This window comes from Brevundimonas sp. LM2 (assembly GCF_002002865.1).
Taxonomy (GTDB): domain Bacteria; phylum Pseudomonadota; class Alphaproteobacteria; order Caulobacterales; family Caulobacteraceae; genus Brevundimonas.
Genome location: NZ_CP019508.1, coordinates 1,342,028 through 1,357,798 on the forward strand (window position 1 = coordinate 1,342,028; position 15,771 = coordinate 1,357,798).

Here is a 15,771-nt window from a genome sequence, read left to right on the forward strand (position 1 = left end):
ACAAAAACGCCTGCGCAGACTAACGGCCGCGCGGCGGGGTCCTGGACCCTCGAATTCAAGAGCGCGGGTCATTACACGCAAGCGTCCCCTTGCGCAACCGCGTCCGCGAACGAAAGCCGACCTCCGGCGGATAGTCTGCGCCGAGGAGGGGCGATCGGGCTCTAGCGCGTGCCCGTTTGGGTGGCCGCGATCGAGGCGGTCGCGGCGTCCAGGGCCACGCCTTCGACCGGAGCCACAGAGGCGGTGAGGGGCTCTGCCACCGGGGTGACCACGGGCACCGTCGCCTGGGCCGTGCAGGTCGCCAGGTCGCGGACGATGTGGCGACCGACGCAGAACATGTCCTCATAGCTGGGGCGCGAGGCGGCCAGACACTGGAACAGGTTCAGCTTCGACATATCCAGACAGAACTGGGCATTGGTCTCGATCGACAGGGCCTCGGTGTTGGCGCGCGCGTCCTCGCCGGCGGCACCCAGGGCGGCCAGTGCGGCGATGGCCAGGGAATGGACGACGGCCGGCGTATAGGGCGGGGCCGTCGTCGCCGGGGCCAGGTTCAGCCCCGTGCCGCTGTTGGCGGCCGCGAACAGTCGGGCGGATTCGTCGGGCGAGGGCAGCATCTGGCCGGCCGAAATGGTCTTGGCCGTCTCCAGCCGAACGGCCCGGTCGACGATCGGCACGGTCGCCCAGCGGCGGCGCGGATCGCTGCGTTCCTGGATGGTATAGGCGTCCGCCTCCACCGCATCGGCGATGGTCGTCAGGGCGGCGATATCCTGGCCCAGGGTGGCGATGATCAGACCGGCCGCGACATCGGCCCCCGGCAGGGTGGCGGCATAGGCGGGGTCGCGGATGATGCTGGCGACGACCTCGGCCCGGATCGTGGGATCGACGGCGAAGGTGCGGACCCCGGCGACGAACTCCGGCGACTGCAGCGCCAGGATCGAGCCGTAGGCGATCATGCCGCGCGACAGGGTGGCGGGATCGTAGGCCGCGCCCTTGTGCATGGCGGTCTGAATGGACGCGGCGTCGGGAAAGCCCGCCTGGATGGTGCCGACGTCGCGGATGAAGGCCACATAGATCGAGGCGGCCTGGGCGACGCCTTCGTTCAGACTGACGGGCGGTGGCGGCGGGGGCGCCACGACGACGGCCGCGGGCTCCGGCGTGCTGCACCCGACCAGGACGGCGGCCGCCGCGGCCATGATGATCGCCGCAGCGCGCTGCGAAAATGCCAGACGCATGAACGGTCCCCCGGGTACGATACACGGCGCTGGTTGCGCGCCTGTGTCTATATCGCGTCGCGCCCGGTTGTCCGATCGTTAATCCTGAGAGGCGAGTGCGAATTTAAGGCGCGGGGGGCGCGGCGTTCAGGCGCTGGGTCGGGCTGGCGGCCGTGCCCGGGGACGCCGGGGGCGGCGCGGCGGGAGCCGGCAGCGACTGCGGTGTGATGGTCGGGCGAGGGACAGAGGGAGGCGGCGGCGCGAGCGACGGCGTCGGGGCGGCCGACGGGGCCGCGACCCGGCTTTGCATCGGCGCGTCGACCGTGATGACGCCCGCGGGCAGGGCCGTGCCCCGCGCGCAGGTCGACAGGTCCCGGACCACGTGGCGGCCCAGGCAGAACTCGACCTCATAGCTGGGGCGCGAGGCCGCGAGGCACTGGTACAGATTGAGCTTCGAACTGGCGAAACAGTCCTGGCTGGCGCGATCGTATTGCAGCGCGTCGGTGTTGGCGATGGCGTTCTCGCCCGCGGCATCCAGCGCCGCCAATGCCGCGAGGGCGAGAGCGCTGGACACGGCCGGCGGATAGGGCGGCTGGCGCAGCCGGGGGGCCGAAACCTCGAGCCCGGATCCAGAGGCGGCGGCGCTCGCCAGACGGGCGGCGTCGGCGGCATTGGCCAGCATGGTGCGGCCGGACAGATCCTTCACGGACTGGATCCGCGCCTCGCGGTCCGGCACCGGCTGGCGGGCCCAGCCCTGGCGGCCGTCGGCCTGGATGGCGTAGGCGTCGTTCTCGATCGAGTCCGCGGCCGTGCGCAGGGCGGCGATGTCGGCATCCAGCACGCCCATGATCAATCCGGCGGCGGCGTCGGCCCCCGGCAGGGTCGAGGCATAGGTCGGGTCCGCGACGATGCGCGCGACGGCCTGATCCCGCGTCGCACGATCAAGGGCGAACTGGCGCACGCCCGCCACGAACTCGGGCGACTGCAGGGCCAGGACGGAGGCATAGGCGACCAGCCCGCGCGAGATCTGGTCGGGCTGGTAGGTCGCGCCGCGCTGCATGGCGGCCAGGATGGCCTCGGGGCTCTCGAACCCCCCGCGCAGCGTCGCCATGTCCCGAGTGAACCCCAGATAGATGGCGGCGGACTGGATGACGCTGTCGTTCAACGAGACCGGCTTGGTCAGGATGGCCTGGGCGGCCGTCTCCTGAGCGATGCGGGCGGCCTCCGCCTCCTCGGCCGCCTTGTTCGACGCACAACCGGCCAGGACGCTCGCCGCGGCAAGGGCCGCCAGGGTCGATGCCCCCCGGCTCGAAAACAGACGCATGCAAGATCCTCCGCAGCTTTCCCGGTCGCGACTCAATAGCAGGCCCCCGGCGGATTTGAGGCGAGCGTGCCAATCAGTCGAAAAGTTTGGAAACCGATTCCTCGTTCGCAATCCGACGGATAGCCTCGCCGATCAGCGGCGCGATCGGAACGGTCCGGATCTTGGAACAGCTCGACACCTCGTGCGGCTGCTCGATGGAATCGGTGATCACCAGCTCCTTCAGCGGCCCGTCCGTCACGCGTTGCACGGCGGGTCCGGAGAGGACGCCGTGGCTGATATAGGCCGAGACCGACGTCGCGCCCGCCTCGATCAGGGCCTTGGCCGCATTCACCAGGGTGCCGCCCGAATCGACGATGTCGTCGAACAGGATGCATTCGCGGCCGGCGACGTCGCCGATGATGTTCATGACCTCGCTCTCGCCCGCGCGGGGGCGGCGCTTGTCGACGATGGCCAGATCGACATTCAGCCGCTCGGCCAGGGACCGGGCGCGCACCACGCCGCCGACATCCGGCGAGACGATCATCAGATTGCCGCGTTGGTAGTGGTCCTTCACATCCAGGGCCAGCACCGGCGTGGCCACCAGATTGTCGGTCGGAATGTCGAAGAAGCCCTGAATCTGGCCGGCGTGCAGGTCCATGGTCAGGACCCGGTCGGCCCCGGCGCGGGTGATCATATTGGCCACCAGCTTGGCCGAGATGGGCGTGCGGCCGCCCGTTTTCCGATCCTGCCGCGCATAGCCGAAATAGGGCATGACCGCCGTGATCCGCTTGGCCGACGCGCGCACCAGGGCGTCGATGCAGATCAGCAGCTCCATCAGATTGTCGTTGGCGGGATAGCTGGTCGACTGGATGACGAAGACGTCCTCGCCGCGCACGTTTTCCTCGATGACCGCGAACACCTCGTTGTCGGCGAACCGCTTCACCTGGGCCTTGGTCAGGGGCATGTCGAGGTGGTCGGCGATGGCCTGGGACAGGGTCCGGTTCGAGTTGCCAGCGAGCAGCTTCATCCGGTCATCCTTTCGCCGTCATCGAACCGCCAATGACGTCTGTTCCGTATCGCGCGCTCTTTAGCAGCGCATGGGGCCGTAGCAAGCCGTGACGTGCCGATCTCGGTGCATGGCGCGGTTCGCCGGGGGGTGATAGGGAACGCGGTCTTGGATTCCGACTGGCCAGATCGGCCGTTCGGGCGTCGTGTGATGAGGTTTGTCTTGCCGACTTTCTCCCGGTCTTCGTCCGTCCTTCGTCGGGGCGGCCTGGTCCTGATGGCCGCCGCCGTCACCCTGACCATGTCCGCCTGTAATGGCGGAGCCAATCGACCGCGCCTGGCCTATGAGGAGCGGCCGGTCGAGCTGCTGTACAACACCGGCTATACGCGGCTGCAATCGGGCCGCTGGTCCGACGCCGTCGACTATTTCCAGGAGGTCGAACGCCAGCATCCGTATTCGGAATGGTCGCGTCGGGCGATTTTGATGCAGATCTATGCCCACTATCAGGGCGGGGACTATGCGGAATCGATCGCGGCTTCGGACCGGTTCATCGCCCTGTTCCCCGGCAGCCCGTCGGCCGCCTATGCCTTCTACATGCGGGCGACCTGTCATTTCGAACAGATCGTCGACGTGGGCCGCGACCAGGGTCAGGCGCAGCAGGCCCTCGAGGGGCTGCGGGACGTCGCGCGCCGCTATCCGAACTCGTCCTATGCCACCGATGCGACGGTCAAGATCGACATGGTCAACGACCAGCTGGCGGGCAAGGAGATGTCCATCGGTCGCTACTACCAGCGCGCCAGCCAGCCGCTGGCGGCCATCGGCCGCTACAAGGCCGTGATCGACAACGAGGCCTTCCAGCGCACCTCGCACACGCCCGAGGCCCTGTATCGCCTGGTCGAGGTGTATCTGAGCCTGGGTCTGAAGGACGAGGCGGAGCGCAACGGGTCGGTGCTCGGCTACAACTATCCCGGCAGCCCGTGGTATTCGGAAGCCTATGCGCTGCTGACCGAGCAGGGCCAGAGCCCGGGCACGGCGCCGGCCGCGCCGCGCGAAAGCTGGCTGCAGCGGATCGTTCCGGGCTGAGGTCAGGCTTGAACTTGATCGTTTTTGTAGCTACATAAATGATCGCGTTCGACCCGGAGAAGGACGCGGCGAACATTGCCAAACATGGCGTGTCGCTCGAGGCGGCGGCCCGGATCGGTTTGGATGACGCGGTCGTGGTTGCGGATGTCCGAAGGGATTATGGCGAGCCAAGATGGATTGCTTATCAGCAGCTCGACGGCCGCGTGCACGTCCTGGTGTTCACCCTTCGCGATGGCGCGACCCGGCCAATCAGCTTGAGGAAGGCCAATGACCGTGAGCGACGACTATTCGAAAGCCGGCGGAGTGGCGGAAGCGCCGCTTGATTTCGTGCTCGACGAAGATGACGCGCCTGAATTGACCAACGACATGATAGCGCGGGCCAGGCTGGGGCATGAAGTCCTTCCGGAATACATTCTCGCCCAATCCCCACGTTCACCGGGTCGACCCCGCAAGCCGTCGCCGAAGGTCCAGACCACCCTTCGCCTCGATGCCGAGGTGATCGACTTCTACAAGGCGGGCGGGCCCGGCTGGCAGTCGCGGATAAATGCGGCCCTGCGCAAGCATGCGGGATTCACAGACTGACCGTTCCCTCCCTGTTCTAGTCTAGACTGTTCGCGATGACGATTCGCCATTCCCTCATGCCGGCCTCGGCATGCTGACCAGTCTGTCGATCCGCGACGTGGTGCTGGTCGACGTCCTCGATCTGGAGGTCGCCGACGGCCTGACCGTGCTGACCGGCGAGACCGGGGCGGGCAAGTCGATCATTCTCGACGCTCTGGGTCTGGCCCTGGGCGGACGGGGGGAGGCGGGGCTGGTGCGGGCCGGGGCCAAGCAGGCCGTGGCCACGGCCGTCTTCACCGCTCCGGACGACGCCGACCTGATCGCCCTGATCGAGGAAAAGGGGTTCGACGTGACGCCGGGCGAGGACCTGATCCTGCGTCGCGTCGTCTCCGCCGACGGACGCAGCCGGGCCTATGTCAACGACCAGCCTGCCGGGGTCGCCGCGCTGCGCGAGATCGGGGCGCGGCTGGTCGAGGTCCACGGCCAGCACGAGACGGTCGGCCTGCTGGACTGGAAGACCCATCGCGGCCTGCTGGACGCCTACGGCGGTCTGGCCCCGCAACTGACCGGGGTGGCGGCGGCGTCGGAGCGGCTGAAGGCGGCCGAGGCGAAGCTGGAGGCCCTGCGTGCGGCCGCGGCCGATGCGGCGACACGGGCTGAAGAGATCACCCTGAACCTGGCCGACCTCGACGCCCTGGATCCGCGCGAGGACGAGGAAACCGAGCTGGCCGGCGAACGGGCCGTGCTGGGGGCGGCGGAAAAGGCCGTCGCCGATCTGGCCGACGCCCGGATCAACCTGGGCGGCGACAAGCTGAGCCAGAAACTGTCGGCCGCGCTGCGGGCCGTCGAACATGCCCGCCAGCGGGCCACCCAGGCCGGGGTCGAGGCCGACCATCCGGTGCTGACCCGCCTGACCGCCGCCGCCGAGGCCATCGACCGCACCATGGTCGAGGCGGCCGAGGCCATCGCCGAGGTCGACGCCGCCGCCAATGCCTTCGATTTCGAGCCCGGTCGCCTGGACAAGGCCGAGGAGCGGCTGTTCGCCCTGCGCGCCGCGGCCCGCAAGCTGAACACCACGGTCCACGCCCTGCCGACGCTGCGCATCTCGCTGCGCGAACAGCTGCGCCTGATCGAGGACGGGGCCGAGGCCATGACGGCCGCCGGTCGCGAGGCCGCCGTGGCGCGCGAGCACTACGACGTCGCGGCGTCGCTGCTTAGCTCGGGCCGCGAGGCCGCCGCCGAACGGTTGTCGAAGGCGGTGATGGAGGAACTTGGGCCGCTGAAACTGGACCGCGCGCGGTTCCGCGTGGCGCTGGAGCCTGTGGCCGAGGGGCGCCGGGGGCCGCTGGGCGTCGAGACCGCCCGGTTCGAGATCGCCACCAATGCGGGCACGCCGTTCGGGCCGCTGGACGCCATCGCCTCGGGCGGCGAACTGGCCCGCTTCGCCCTGGCCATGAAGGCGGCCCTGGCCGGCCGCGCGGACCAGCGCCAGCCGGTGATGATCTTCGACGAGGTCGATCAGGGCGTCGGCGGGGCCGTGGCCGAGGCCGTGGGCCAGCGGCTGAAACGCCTCTCCACCGGGGCCCAGGTCCTGGTCGTCACCCACAGCCCCCAGGTCGCCGCGCGCGGCCATGCCCACTGGAAGGTTCGCAAGGCCGATGCCGCCGGGGTGACCACCACGACGGTCGATGCCCTGGACGCCGACGCCCGCCGCGAGGAGATCGCCCGCATGCTGGCCGGGGCCACGATCACCGACGAGGCCCGGGCGGCGGCGCGGGCGCTGATCGGCTAGCCGCCGATAGCCCGCACGGCCACATAGACGGCGACGACCAGGATCAGGCCGGCGAACAGCCGGTTACCCAGCGGGGCATTGGCTCCGAGCCGTTTCGCCAGCGGCAGACCCGCCAGCGTCCCACCGACTCCGCCGACGGCCATGGCCGCGACCAGGGTAGGGTCGACCCAGCCCGACAGCGCATAGTTGCTGGCGGTCGCCGCGCCGAAGGCCGCCACGCTGAGCAGGGAGGTGGCTTGGGCGGTCGCCAGTGTCATGCCGGTCGAGACCATCAGCCCCGGGACGATCAGGAACCCGCCGCCGATGCCGAAGAAGCCGGCCGCCGATCCGACGCCGGCCCCGGCCAGACCGATCCGGGGCGACATGGCCCAGCTCAGGGTCGGCTCCGGCCGCTCGATCACGGCCTTGGGGCGCAGCATGGACAACCCCACAGCTGCCATTGCGACGGCGAAGATCAGCAGCAGCTGATGGCCGTCGATCATCTTGGCCAGCGAAGATCCCACCCAGGCCCCGGCCGCGCCCGTGACCGCGAAGACGAGGGCGCAGGGCCAGCGCACGCGCCCGGCCCGCGCATGGCCGGACAGAGCCGTCAGGGCGTTCAGGGCCACACCGGCCGCCGAGACCCCAATCGCGACATGCGGATCGGCGACCCCCACCACATACAGCAGCAGCGGCACGGCCAGGACAGAACCGCCGCCGCCGAACAGGGTCAGCAGCAGAGCGACCACGCCCCCACTTAGCGTGGCCAGGATCAGCGGCAGCAGGGCGGTGGTCACGGGATCACCCGGCCTTCAGGGCCGCGCGGTTCCAGGGCATGACGGCTAGAAGCCGGGCCATGCCGCAAAATCCCGTCGCCCCGGCCACGAACAGGCCCGCCCCGACGAAGGCCGACAGCCCCCAGAAGGCGGGATGGATCATCAGCCCTAGGGCCGCGCCGAGCAGGACCAGACCGCCGGCCGTCATCTGCACCTGGCGCATCAGCTCGATGGGCCTGGTCTTGTCGGCCCGAGTCGCCAGCCCTTCAGCCTTCCAGGCGTCCAGGCCGCCCTCCAGCACGAAGGCTTCTCCCGGCACCCGCGCCGACAGACGGGCGCAGTTGACGCCCGTGCGGTTGCCGGTGCGGCAGGTGTAGATCACGTCGCGGCCGTCCGGCAGCTTGAGCGGCACCTGGTCGAAGGCGGACAGGGGGGCATGGATCGCCTCCGCCACATGCTCGCGGGCGAACTCGTCCGATTCGCGGATGTCGATCAGGACGGCGGTGTGGGCCTTCAGGCGCGCCGCGACGTCGGCGGGCTTCAGCGGGGTTAGGGTCGTCATGGGTCAGGCCTTTTCCGGGGGGAGAGGGGGGCAGTAGATCTCGGCCAGGACGGCGATCACCTTCAGGACCGCCGGTTCGGTGATGCGATAGAAGATGGTCGTGCCCTCGCGCCGGGTGTCGACCAGCGCCTCGTCCCGCAGCTTGGCGAGATGCTGGGACAGGGCCGACTGCGACAGCCCCACCAGGGGCAGCATCTGGCCGACCGACATCTCCCGATCGCCGAGCTGGCACAGGATCATCAGCCGCTTTTCATTGGCCAGCGCGCGCAGCAGCGCGGCGGCCTCGCCGGCGCTGGCTTCGAAACGGTCCAGTCCGAGGGTTTGAACATCGATCATACCGGGCAATATATTCAAACTTGCTAAATAAGCAATACCTAATATATAGGAGCTCTGAAAGGAGCGCATCATGGCTCACCGTCCCGACGTCCGGGGGTTCTTCGACCCCGCGACCCATACAGTCACCTATCTGGTCAGCGACCCCGAGACGGGGCTGGCCGCGATCATCGATCCAGTCCTGGACTATGATCCCGCCGCGGCCCGCACCTCGACCCGCTCGGTCGAGGCGGTGATGGCGGCGTTGCGCGAGGCCGACCTGACCCTGGCCCTGATCCTGGAGACCCACGCCCACGCCGACCACCTGACCGCCGCCGATCACCTGCGCGCGGCGGAGGGGGTGGGCATCGGCATCGGGGCCCACATCACCCAGGTCCAGGCGACCTTCGCGCCCCTGTTCGACGCCGGGGACGTTACCCCCGACGGGGTCGTCTTCGACCACCTCTATGCCGACGGCGACGTCTTCGCCCTGGGCGCCCTGACGGTCGAGGTGATGCACACCCCCGGCCACACCCCCGCCTGCGTCAGTTATCGCATAGGCGATGCGGTCTTCACCGGCGACACCCTGTTCATGCCGGACTACGGCACGGCCCGGACCGACTTCCCCGGCGGCGATGCGCGGACGCTTTACCGCTCGATCCAGCGGCTGCTGGCCCTGGATCCCGGCACCCGCCTGTTCGTCGGCCACGACTATCTGCCGGCTGGCCGGTCGGACTACCGGTTCGAGACGACGGTGGCGGCGCAGCGCGACGGCAATATCCATCTTGGCGGCGGGGTGTCGGAGGACGCCTTCGCGGCGATGCGCGAGACCCGCGATGCGACGCTCGGCGCGCCCCAACTGATCCTGCCGTCCCTGCAGGTCAACATCCGCGCCGGAGCCCTGCCGCCGCCCGAAGCCGACGGTCGCCGCTATCTCAAACTGCCGCTGAATACGCTGTAGGGGTCAGGGCGCCCTGGCTCGGGAAGCCTGGATCTAGACCCCCAGGATCCAGCCTTCTTCGTCCTGCACCTGGGCGATCAGGGCCTCGTCGGTGCCCTTCTTGGGGCCGAAGGCCTTGGACAGGTCGCCGCGCTCGTCCATCAGGGCCAGGGCCTCGGCAGTGGTGCGGACCTGGGCCTGGTCCTTGAACTCGCCGGGCTGGAGCGTGGTCGGCCACATCGACGGCCAGACCTCGGCCACCAGCACCGACAGGGGCTCGACGTCGGCGGTGTCCAGCGCCCGCCAGCCGGTGCCGAACGGCCAGACGGCTGCGGACGCGCCCAGGCTCTCCAGCAGGCGGCGCACCATGGGGATGCCGACCAGGGTCTGGCCGCCGACCGCACCGGCCCCGTGCATCTGCCAATTGGACTTGGGCTGCAGCTTGCCGCCGCGGATGGCCAGTTCGGTGGCCCGGTATTCCGGAATGTCCGCGCCGGAGCCCACCGGGGGCTTGGTCGTAGTCAGCCAGCGCTGCGCCTGTTTGGCCGGGGCCCCCCACATGGGCCAGGCGGCGTCGGTCATCAGCCGGTTCATCTTGGCCGCGATCTGATAGCGGTTGTTGGTGTTGTCGGCCTTGTCGACGATGTTGGCGGCGACGAATTTCCAGATCGCGCTCCAGGCCGGCGTGTCCTTCAGGCCCAGGCGCGCGGCCGTGCCGACCGGATAGCCCAGCGAGAAGTCGACGCCGACCAGGACCCGGTCGCCGCGCTTCCTGTGGTCGGCCAGGATGGATTTCAGCAGCGCCTCGCCCTCGGCCCGGGTCGCGACGTTGTGGGTCTCGCCATACAGGCGGAAGCGGACGTCGCGCTTGGCCACGCCGATCCAGACCGAGTTGTCGCCCAGCTTCTTGCCCTCGGCGGCGGTCCAGTCGGCAACGATATAGGCGTCGAACAGGCGGGCCACGGCGGGCTCCTTAAGGCGATCATAGACAGGGAAATGCGGAGGGCGTGGTTTAGGCCTTCCCCCGGCGCGAAGAAAGCAAAACCGGTCGCTACTTCAGCAGGGCTTCCAGGTGCGACAGCCAGCGACGGCCCAGGCGCATGGCCTCGGGCGGCGATCCGGCCTGGCCCGAGGCCATGGCGTTCCACAGGGCCAGCTCGAACTCCGGATAGCGGGCATCGGCGAACAGCAGGCGCAGGGTGACCTGTTCGGCGTCGGGGGCCAGGACGTCCAGCGCCTTGCGCGCCTCGCCGCGCCGCACCCGCGCCACGACATGGCCGTCGACGATCAGCTCGCCCCCCTCGATCTCGTCGAAGGCATAGACCAGGCCGTGCGCGCCCCGGTCCCACAGCACGGCCACCTGACCGCCGTCGAAGTCCAGTCCGGCGGCCCGGCCCTCCGACGCGGACACGGCCTCGACCTCGGGCGCGGTCCCCAGCGACTTCAGCATGGCGCGGCGCAGGCGGCGGTCGGGCTCCATCCACCAGTTCAGGGTCAGGGCGCCGGTGGTCAGGGCGGCCGCCGCCAGGGCCACCAAAAGGATGACGCGCAGGGTCTCAGCCATCTCGGGCCCCGCCCATCAGTCGGCCAGGTCGATCACGACCGGAACGTGGTCGGACGGCTTGTCCATGTCGCGGGCGTCGCGGTGGGTCTCGACGCTGACGAACCGGTCGGCGGCCTGGGGCGACAACAGATGGAAGTCGATGCGGATGCCGTGGTCGCGTTGCCAGGCCCCGGCCTGATAGTCCCAGAAGGTATAGGTTCCCGGCGGCTGGCGGCCCAGCTCCCCCGCCTCGTACAATCCGAGCCCCTTCAGGGCGCGGAAGGCGGCGCGGCTTTCGGGCTGGAACAGGGCGTCGTTGACCCAGGCGGCGGGTGACTTGGCGTCGTCGGGGGTCGGGATGACGTTGTAGTCGCCGCACAGGCTGAAGGCCTCCTCCTGCGCCAGCAGGGCGCGGGCATGGGCGTTCAGCCGGGCCATCCAGCGCAGCTTGTAGTCGAACTTCTCGGTGCCGATCGGATTGCCGTTGGGCAGATACAGGCCGCCGACGCGGACGGGGCGGGGGGCCTCGATCAGGGCCTCGATATAGCGGGCCTGGTCCTCGACGCCTTCCGCCAGCAGGTCCGAGCCCGGCAGCCCACGTCGCACGTCGGAAACGGGGTATTTCGAGAGCAGGGCGACGCCGTTGTAGGATTTCTGACCGTGGGTCTCGACGTTGTAGCCCAGGCTCTCGAAGGCCTCGCGCGGGAACCTGTCGTCGACGGTCTTGATCTCCTGGAAACAGACGACGTCGGGTTTCGCCCCCTCCAGCCATGCGAGGACGGTCGGCAGGCGGGCGTTGACGGAGTTGACGTTCCAGGTGGCGATGCGCATCGCCGGGACGCTAGGCGGCGTCGCCGGATCGGGCAAGGCACCACCGCCGCCGCAGCCCAAAACGCAGAAGGCCCGGCGAGCGCGATGCCGCCGGGCCTCCTTTATGGGGCGTCTGCCGGCTTTACTGGGCCGGGGCGCTGACGGTGCCCTCCGGCAGGGGCGGCACGATCGTCAGGGTGCAGCCGCCGCCGATGCGCTGGGCGACCTCGCAGGGATAGACGCGCTGCACCGCATAGGCGCTGTCCATGCGGACGATAATGCCGTTGTCGGCCGCGCATTTGGCCTCGTAGAAGGACCCGTTGGCATTGGTCCCCATGTAACGGGACTGGGTGACGTCGCAGGCGGCGGCCTCGGCATTGCCGGCGAAACGCGCCTTCAGCGACGCGGCCTTTTCGGCCGGCGTGGTGAACTGGCAGGCCAGGGCGGCCTCGAGGATCCGGCTGCATTCGGTGGCTTTCCAGCCGCCGGCCTTCAGCTTCTGCAGCAGGTAGCCGTCGACCCCGTCGCAGCCCACTTCATACAGTTCCTCGCCGTCGATCTGCTTGCTCAGCGAATTGCCCTCGTTGGGCACGCAGGGCAGGTTGGCCTCGCGCGCATAGTCCACCATGACCCGCAGCACGTCGAGGTTCTGGGGAAGGGCGCAGCGAATGTCCGTCGTCGCGGGCGCGCCGGGCGTGGCCGGGGCGGGGGCGGCGGCCGGATTGGCCGCAGCGGCGGCGGCGAGACGCGCCTGGGTGGCGGCGAGCTGCACGCAGTCAAACCCCTGGGGCGGCGTGCTGGCAATCAGGATATAGCCCGGGCCCGTGGCGCAGGCCGCCTCATAGACGCGCGACTCGCCGGACATCAGGGGCGAGAGGGTGGCCTCGGTCGCCTGACAGGCCAGGCCCGCACCGGTGGCCAAGGCCTGGGCCGCGGCGAGATTTTCCTCGGGCGTCGGTGCGGCCGGGGCGCTGTTGCGGCCCTGGCGCCGGGTGCGGCCGGCGGCGGCGGCGGCGGCCTCTGCCGGGGGCTGTGCCGCCCTCGGCCGGGGCGAGCCTTCGGACTGGGCGGCGGCCGGGGCGGCCCCGAAGCCGGTAAGCGCGATCGCCGCGCCGATTGCGGCGATGAAGGATGACTTGAACACGAGGGGCTCCTGGAGCGCGTGGGGGGTGCCCCAAGCCTTGGCGGGGCCCCGTGGCGAGGTCAAGGCCGGTCGCCCCCCGACGTGCTGCGGACGCTGGACGCGCACGGCCACCCGGGCTTAAGGTCGGCGCGTTGCGATTGGAGACGGACTTGGCCGACGGCGTCAGCATCAGCGAAGGCGGCATCGAGCCCGGTGCGGAGGCTCCGCGCGGGCTGGTCTATCCCATGGGCGCAGCACCCCTGCTGGGAGAAGCCGTGGAGGCGGCTGCGGGCGTCCTGTGGCTGCGGCTGCCGCTGCCGATGCAGCTCAATCACGTCAATGTCTATGCCATCGCGGACGGCGACGGCTGGGTCGTGGTCGATACCGGTATCCGCACCTCCGAGGCGCTGGCGGGCTGGGAGGCGGCGCTGGCGGGGCCGCTGGGCGGGCGACCGGTCACGCGGGTCCTCTGCACCCATATGCATCCCGATCACATCGGCCTGGCCGGCTGGCTGTGCGAGCGCTTCGACGCCCCGTTGCTGATGACCCAGCTGGAATATGTCACCGGCCGGATGCTGGTCTCGGACACCGGTCCGGCCCCCGAGGCCGGCGCGATCTTCTGGCGCGCCGCCGGCTGGTCGGAGGATCAGGTCGAGCACTATCGGACCTCCTACGGCCGCTTCGCCAAAGGGGTCGCGCCCCTGCCGGCCGGGTATCAGCGGCTCTCCGAAGGCCAGACCCTGTCGATCGGCGGGGACGTCTGGACCATCGTGATCGGCAATGGGCACAGCCCGGAGCACGCCTGTCTGTGGCGTCGCTCGGACGGCGTGCTGATCGCGGGCGACCAGATCCTGCCCCGGATCTCGTCCAACATCTCCGTCTGGCCCACCGAACCTCTGGCCGACCCGCTGCACGACTGGATGACGTCGCTGGAGCGGCTAGGAGATCTGCTGCCGGCGGACACCTTGGTCCTGCCCGGGCACGGCGAGCCCTTCACCGGCGTCCTGCCGCGGATCGAGGCGCTGAAGCGCGGCCACCGGGTATCGCTGACGCGGCTGGAGCGGACCCTGCGCACGCCGTCGCGTGCCGTCGACTGCTTCGGGGCCCTGTTCGCGCGCCCGGTGGACGGCGGCCTGCTGGGCATGGCCACCGGCGAGGCGATCGCGCATCTGAACTATCTGGCCGGTCAGGGCCGCGCGCGTCGGGATCGTGACGCCCACGGAGTCGACTGGTGGAGCCTGATCGAAACGGAGACCCCCGCATGAGCGACCCCACCGCGTCCGAAGCCGTCCGCGTCACCCTGGGCGACGGCGTCCTGACCGTCACCCTGAACCGCCCGGACAAGAAGAACGCCATCACCCAGGCCATGTACGCGGTGCTGGCCGAGGCGACCCAGCGGGCGCGGACCGATGACGCCGTGCGCGTCCTGCTGTTCCGGGCCGAAGGGGACAGCTTCTCGGCGGGCAACGACATCGCCGATTTCATCGCCATCGGGGCGTCGGGCGGGGGCCAGGTGGTCGATGCGCCGGTGTTCCACTTCCTGAAGGCCTTGGCCGAGCTGGACAAGCCGGCGGTCGCGGCCGTGCGCGGCCGGGCCGTCGGGATCGGCCTGACCCTGCTGCTGCATTGCGACCTGGTGGTGGTGGCCGAGGACGCCCTGCTGTCGGTGCCCTTCATCAACCTCGCCCTCGCGCCTGAGGCGGCCTCGTCGCTGCTGCTGCCGCGTGTGGTCGGCCATCAGCGGGCGTTCGAGATGTTCGCCCTGGGCGAGGCGATCGACGGCCGGACGGCCCTGGCCTGGGGCCTGGCGAACCGCGCCGTGCCCGCCGCCGATGTCGATGCGGTGGCCTCGGGCCTGGCCGCCAGGCTGGCGACCCGGGCACCGAACTCGATCCGCAAGAGCAAGCAGCTGATGCGCGACGCGGAGGCTCTGTGGGCCCTGATGCTGCGCGAAGGCGAGGCCTTCGGCTCCCAGATGTCGAGCCCCGAGGCGATGGAGGCCTTCATGGCCTTCAGCCAGAAGCGCGCGCCGGACTTCTCCAAGGCGGGATGATGCGTAGTCCTTCCCCCGCTTGCGGGGGAAAGCCGTCCGTCTTCGGCCGCAGGCCGAACAGGACGGATGGGGGAAGCTGATTTTTCTTCTGCCAAGGCAAGCAAGACTTCCCCATCGGCCCTGGATCGCTGCGCGATCGACGGGCCGCTTTCCCCCATGAAGAATGGGGGAAGGACGTGTTGCGCTTGATCCCGCCCCCCATTGCCCCTAAGCGCCCGCGCCATGTCCGCGTCGCTTGCCACCACACCCGTCCTCCGCATCGCGCCGGAAACCCCCGCCGACGCGGCCGCGGTCGATCGGCTGGTGCTGGCCGCCTTCGGGCCGGGCCGGTTCGCCAAGACGGCCGAGCGCATCCGGGAAGGGGCGAGCCTGGCGGCCGGCTATGTGGCCCGCGAGGACGGACGATTGATTGGATCCGTGCGGCTGTGGGCGATCACCGTCGGCGGTCTGGACGCGGTCTTCCTGGGGCCGATCACGGTCGCCGCCGACCTCCGGGCGCGGGGTCTGGGCGCCGATCTGGTCGGCATGTGCCTGGGGCAGGCCCAGGCCCTGGGCGTCGCCGGCGTGCTGCTGGTCGGCGACCTGCCGTATTTCTCGCGGTTCGGCTTCGCGATCGCCAAGGGCGTGAAACTGCCCGGCCCGGCCGATCCCGGGCGGGTGCTGTGGCTGGGGATCACCGCGACCGCGCCCGAGGGTCTGGCGCTGCCGGCCTAGACG

At 70.0% G+C, this 15,771-nt stretch carries 18 protein-coding genes; 8 read left to right on the forward strand and 10 right to left on the reverse strand.

Features of this window, described 5'->3' with window-relative positions:
• Positions 1-161: 161 nt before the first annotated feature.
• The 3 genes from BZG35_RS06520 to BZG35_RS06530 form a co-directional block, all read right to left on the reverse strand.
• The gene (locus BZG35_RS06520; protein WP_077354919.1) at positions 162-1,232 is read right to left on the reverse strand and encodes a hypothetical protein; all 1,071 of its coding nucleotides are present in this window, start codon (positions 1,230-1,232) and stop codon (positions 162-164) included.
• 103 nt (positions 1,233-1,335) lie between these two features.
• Positions 1,336-2,535, reverse strand: coding sequence for a hypothetical protein (locus tag BZG35_RS06525; protein WP_077354920.1), 1,200 nt, complete (start codon positions 2,533-2,535; stop codon positions 1,336-1,338).
• Between the two features lie 73 nt (positions 2,536-2,608).
• Positions 2,609-3,541: a ribose-phosphate pyrophosphokinase gene (locus tag BZG35_RS06530; RefSeq protein ID WP_077354921.1), complete on the reverse strand. Its 933-nt coding sequence runs from the start codon at positions 3,539-3,541 to the stop codon at positions 2,609-2,611.
• Positions 3,542-3,730: 189 nt separating this feature from the next.
• On the opposite strand from BZG35_RS06530, the gene BZG35_RS06535 reads away from it, so the two are divergent.
• The 4 genes from BZG35_RS06535 to recN all read left to right on the forward strand — a co-directional run bounded on the left by BZG35_RS06535 (position 3,731) and on the right by recN (position 6,956).
• Positions 3,731-4,603 carry an outer membrane protein assembly factor BamD gene (locus tag BZG35_RS06535; RefSeq protein ID WP_077354922.1) on the forward strand — a complete coding sequence of 291 codons (873 nt, stop codon included), beginning with the start codon at positions 3,731-3,733 and terminating at the stop codon, positions 4,601-4,603.
• A gap of 38 nt (positions 4,604-4,641) precedes the next feature.
• Complete coding sequence (locus BZG35_RS06540; RefSeq protein ID WP_077354923.1) at positions 4,642-4,926, forward strand: BrnT family toxin; 285 nt, start codon at positions 4,642-4,644, stop codon at positions 4,924-4,926.
• Positions 4,877-5,185 (forward strand): BrnA antitoxin family protein, encoded by a 309-nt coding sequence (locus BZG35_RS06545; protein ID WP_253189291.1) that lies wholly within the window; start codon positions 4,877-4,879, stop codon positions 5,183-5,185. Before BZG35_RS06540 ends, BZG35_RS06545 begins: the two co-directional genes overlap by 50 nt.
• A 70-nt stretch (positions 5,186-5,255) precedes the next feature.
• A complete protein-coding gene (gene recN, locus BZG35_RS06550) occupies positions 5,256-6,956 on the forward strand; it encodes a DNA repair protein RecN (protein WP_077354925.1) in 1,701 nt (566 codons plus the stop codon).
• Here the strand turns inward: recN and BZG35_RS06555 are convergent.
• The 3 genes from BZG35_RS06555 to BZG35_RS06565 are packed head-to-tail and all read right to left on the reverse strand — an operon-like array spanning position 6,953 to position 8,609.
• Entirely contained in the window at positions 6,953-7,732 is a 780-nt protein-coding gene (locus tag BZG35_RS06555) for a sulfite exporter TauE/SafE family protein (RefSeq protein WP_077354926.1), read from the reverse strand. The genes recN and BZG35_RS06555 overlap by 4 nt on opposite strands.
• 4 nt (positions 7,733-7,736) lie before the next feature.
• On the reverse strand, positions 7,737-8,273 hold the full coding sequence (locus BZG35_RS06560; protein ID WP_077354927.1) for a rhodanese family protein: 537 nt from the start codon (positions 8,271-8,273) through the stop codon (positions 7,737-7,739).
• A gap of 3 nt (positions 8,274-8,276) precedes the next feature.
• A complete protein-coding gene (locus BZG35_RS06565) occupies positions 8,277-8,609 on the reverse strand; it encodes a helix-turn-helix transcriptional regulator (protein WP_077354928.1) in 333 nt (110 codons plus the stop codon).
• A 70-nt stretch (positions 8,610-8,679) separates the two neighbouring features.
• Between BZG35_RS06565 and BZG35_RS06570 the strand changes: the two genes are divergently transcribed.
• Positions 8,680-9,546 (forward strand): MBL fold metallo-hydrolase, encoded by an 867-nt coding sequence (locus BZG35_RS06570; RefSeq protein WP_077354929.1) that lies wholly within the window; start codon positions 8,680-8,682, stop codon positions 9,544-9,546.
• A gap of 33 nt (positions 9,547-9,579) precedes the next feature.
• On the opposite strand, the gene BZG35_RS06575 is transcribed toward BZG35_RS06570, so the two are convergent.
• The 4 genes from BZG35_RS06575 to BZG35_RS06590 form a co-directional block, all read right to left on the reverse strand.
• Positions 9,580-10,488 (reverse strand): cobalamin biosynthesis protein CbiG, encoded by a 909-nt coding sequence (locus BZG35_RS06575; protein WP_077354930.1) that lies wholly within the window; start codon positions 10,486-10,488, stop codon positions 9,580-9,582.
• 88 nt (positions 10,489-10,576) lie between these two features.
• The gene (locus BZG35_RS06580) at positions 10,577-11,089 is read right to left on the reverse strand and encodes a hypothetical protein (protein WP_077354931.1); all 513 of its coding nucleotides are present in this window, start codon (positions 11,087-11,089) and stop codon (positions 10,577-10,579) included.
• Positions 11,090-11,104: 15 nt separating this feature from the next.
• Entirely contained in the window at positions 11,105-11,899 is a 795-nt protein-coding gene (xth, locus tag BZG35_RS06585; RefSeq protein ID WP_077354932.1) for an exodeoxyribonuclease III, read from the reverse strand.
• 121 nt (positions 11,900-12,020) lie between these two features.
• Positions 12,021-13,022: a hypothetical protein gene (locus tag BZG35_RS06590; protein WP_077354933.1), complete on the reverse strand. Its 1,002-nt coding sequence runs from the start codon at positions 13,020-13,022 to the stop codon at positions 12,021-12,023.
• Between the two features lie 149 nt (positions 13,023-13,171).
• Here BZG35_RS06590 and BZG35_RS06595 point away from each other — a divergent pair, with 149 nt between their 5' ends.
• From BZG35_RS06595 to BZG35_RS06605, 3 genes are all read left to right on the forward strand, one after another.
• Complete coding sequence (locus BZG35_RS06595) at positions 13,172-14,266, forward strand: MBL fold metallo-hydrolase (protein WP_077357893.1); 1,095 nt, start codon at positions 13,172-13,174, stop codon at positions 14,264-14,266.
• Positions 14,263-15,054, forward strand: a complete 792-nt coding sequence (locus BZG35_RS06600; RefSeq protein ID WP_077354934.1) for an enoyl-CoA hydratase — start codon at positions 14,263-14,265, stop codon at positions 15,052-15,054. Before BZG35_RS06595 ends, BZG35_RS06600 begins: the two co-directional genes overlap by 4 nt.
• Before the next feature lie 222 nt (positions 15,055-15,276).
• The gene (locus BZG35_RS06605) at positions 15,277-15,768 is read left to right on the forward strand and encodes a GNAT family N-acetyltransferase (protein ID WP_077354935.1); all 492 of its coding nucleotides are present in this window, start codon (positions 15,277-15,279) and stop codon (positions 15,766-15,768) included.
• Positions 15,769-15,771: the final 3 nt, after the last annotated feature.

What these genes read in the sequence shown, in the direction of transcription:
- BZG35_RS06520 (WP_077354919.1), bottom strand. Translation starts at nt 1,232, where the DNA reads ATGCGTCTGGCATTTTCGCAGCGCGCTGCGGCGATCATCATGGCCGCG.
- BZG35_RS06525 (WP_077354920.1), bottom strand. Translation starts at nt 2,535, where the DNA reads ATGCGTCTGTTTTCGAGCCGGGGGGCATCGACCCTGGCGGCCCTTGCC.
- BZG35_RS06530 (WP_077354921.1), bottom strand. Translation starts at nt 3,541, where the DNA reads ATGAAGCTGCTCGCTGGCAACTCGAACCGGACCCTGTCCCAGGCCATC.
- BZG35_RS06535 (WP_077354922.1), top strand. Translation starts at nt 3,731, where the DNA reads ATGAGGTTTGTCTTGCCGACTTTCTCCCGGTCTTCGTCCGTCCTTCGT.
- BZG35_RS06540 (WP_077354923.1), top strand. Translation starts at nt 4,642, where the DNA reads ATGATCGCGTTCGACCCGGAGAAGGACGCGGCGAACATTGCCAAACAT.
- recN (WP_077354925.1), top strand. Translation starts at nt 5,256, where the DNA reads ATGCTGACCAGTCTGTCGATCCGCGACGTGGTGCTGGTCGACGTCCTC.
- BZG35_RS06560 (WP_077354927.1), bottom strand. Translation starts at nt 8,273, where the DNA reads ATGACGACCCTAACCCCGCTGAAGCCCGCCGACGTCGCGGCGCGCCTG.
- BZG35_RS06565 (WP_077354928.1), bottom strand. Translation starts at nt 8,609, where the DNA reads ATGATCGATGTTCAAACCCTCGGACTGGACCGTTTCGAAGCCAGCGCC.
- BZG35_RS06570 (WP_077354929.1), top strand. Translation starts at nt 8,680, where the DNA reads ATGGCTCACCGTCCCGACGTCCGGGGGTTCTTCGACCCCGCGACCCAT.
- BZG35_RS06580 (WP_077354931.1), bottom strand. Translation starts at nt 11,089, where the DNA reads ATGGCTGAGACCCTGCGCGTCATCCTTTTGGTGGCCCTGGCGGCGGCC.
- xth (WP_077354932.1), bottom strand. Translation starts at nt 11,899, where the DNA reads ATGCGCATCGCCACCTGGAACGTCAACTCCGTCAACGCCCGCCTGCCG.
- BZG35_RS06600 (WP_077354934.1), top strand. Translation starts at nt 14,263, where the DNA reads ATGAGCGACCCCACCGCGTCCGAAGCCGTCCGCGTCACCCTGGGCGAC.
- BZG35_RS06605 (WP_077354935.1), top strand. Translation starts at nt 15,277, where the DNA reads ATGTCCGCGTCGCTTGCCACCACACCCGTCCTCCGCATCGCGCCGGAA.